The sequence below is a fragment of the Bifidobacterium sp. genome (assembly GCF_050874245.1).
Taxonomy (GTDB): domain Bacteria; phylum Actinomycetota; class Actinomycetes; order Actinomycetales; family Bifidobacteriaceae; genus Bifidobacterium.
Genome location: NZ_JBNMKH010000173.1, coordinates 1 through 1,641, shown reverse-complemented (window position 1 = coordinate 1,641; position 1,641 = coordinate 1). Strand labels below are relative to the sequence as shown.

The following is a 1,641-nucleotide window of genomic DNA, read 5'->3' as shown; positions in this document are numbered from 1 at the left end:
TATGGCGGCTGGGCCCGTTTCCCACGGGAACGGGCCCAGCCGCCTTATCATATCCGTTCGCACCGTCAGCTATCCTGCGCGGCACGCAACTTCATGTCGAGCACCACTCGGGTGCCTCCACCGCGACGCGGCTCCCAATGCACTGTTCCGCCGAAATCATTGGTGACGAACGTGTTGATGATCTGGGTGCCCAGTCCCGATCCGGAGGAACGCGCCATACCGTCATGCTCCTCGTCCGCCAAACCAGTTCCATCATCCTCGACCACGACATTGAGGTTGTTGCCGCCACGGCCGACGGAAATCGTAATATGGCCGTCCTTGCGTCCCTCAAAACCATGTTCCACGGAATTGGTGATCAGTTCGGTGAGCACCAGCGACAATGGCGTGGCATCCTGCGCCGGCATCATGCCGAACTTGCCGATGAAGTCGATGCCGATATGCTGGTCCCGCATGGTGGCCAGGTCGACGGCCATCTTCAGCAGGTTGGAAATGACCTTGTCGTAATCGACGATCTCATCGGCGGTCTGGCTCAGGCCCTCATGCACCATCGCGATGGTCTGCACGCGGCGCTGCGCCTCCTTGAGTTCCTTCTTGACTTCTTCGGATTTGGTCTTGCGCGCCTGCAGGCGCAACAACGCGGACACCGCCTGCAGATTGTTCTTCACACGGTGGTGAATCTCGGAAATGGTGGCGTCCTTGGTCTGCAGTTCCTTTTCCCGACGCCGCAGTTCGGTGACGTCACGGCACAGGACGATGCCTCCCACACGTCCGTTGGCATCCATCAACGGCAACGAACGCATGGAGACGGCGGACTTGTTGGCATCCAGTTCGGAATCCGCGGCGGCCTTCCCGCTAAGCACCAGCGGCAGAGTCTCCAATACGGGATCATTCTCATGCAACAGAGAAGTGCCGATCTCGCTCAGATACTCCCCCTGCATGGTGCTGACCGACCCCAGACGACGGAAGCAGCTGATGGCGTTGGGAGAAGCGTACCGGACTATGCCGTCGACGGTAAGCACAATGAACCCATCCGACACACGCGCATTGTGACGTTGGTTCATGATTGGATTGCGGTACGGGAACTGCCCCCTTGGAATCATCTCATACAGCTGCTTGCCCGCGCCAATGCTTTCGGACTCATAGCGGCCATTCGATTCGCGGGTCGCCATGTTGGTCTCACGGACGACAAGTCCCAAGGTTTTGCCGTTATGACGCACCGGTGCGTACACATTGCATACCTTGGCCTTGCCGACGCTGCGCAGTTGCGTCGAACGGAACACCGATTCGGAATCCATGGCCGCGTCAAGTTCGGCGCGCATGGACTCCGGCGCGACGCTGCCGACCACGTCGTCGGCCCTCAGGCTCATCACCGTGGACGGCCGGCACTGCTCGGCGATAATGTATTCGCCATCACCGTTCTGCAGAATCAGCAGCAAATCGGCGAAGCTCAGATCTGCTATGACCTGCCAATCAGCCACCAGCTGGTGCAACCATTCGCGATCATCATCGCCTAGATCCGGTCGGGTCATCAGGATATGTGAGAAATCAGCCATGCACTCCATCATACGCACCAAACGGAAGGTTCGCACGCCATACAACCACGTACAATATGAAATCGCCGATTGACATATCCGGCTATTA

1 protein-coding gene is annotated in these 1,641 nt (G+C 58.5%); it reads right to left on the bottom strand.

Features of this window, described 5'->3' with window-relative positions:
* Positions 1–65: 65 nt before the first annotated feature.
* Positions 66–1,553, bottom strand: a complete 1,488-nt coding sequence (locus ACR0P8_RS09595) for a sensor histidine kinase (RefSeq protein WP_432624834.1) — start codon at positions 1,551–1,553, stop codon at positions 66–68.
* Positions 1,554–1,641 lie beyond the last annotated feature (88 nt).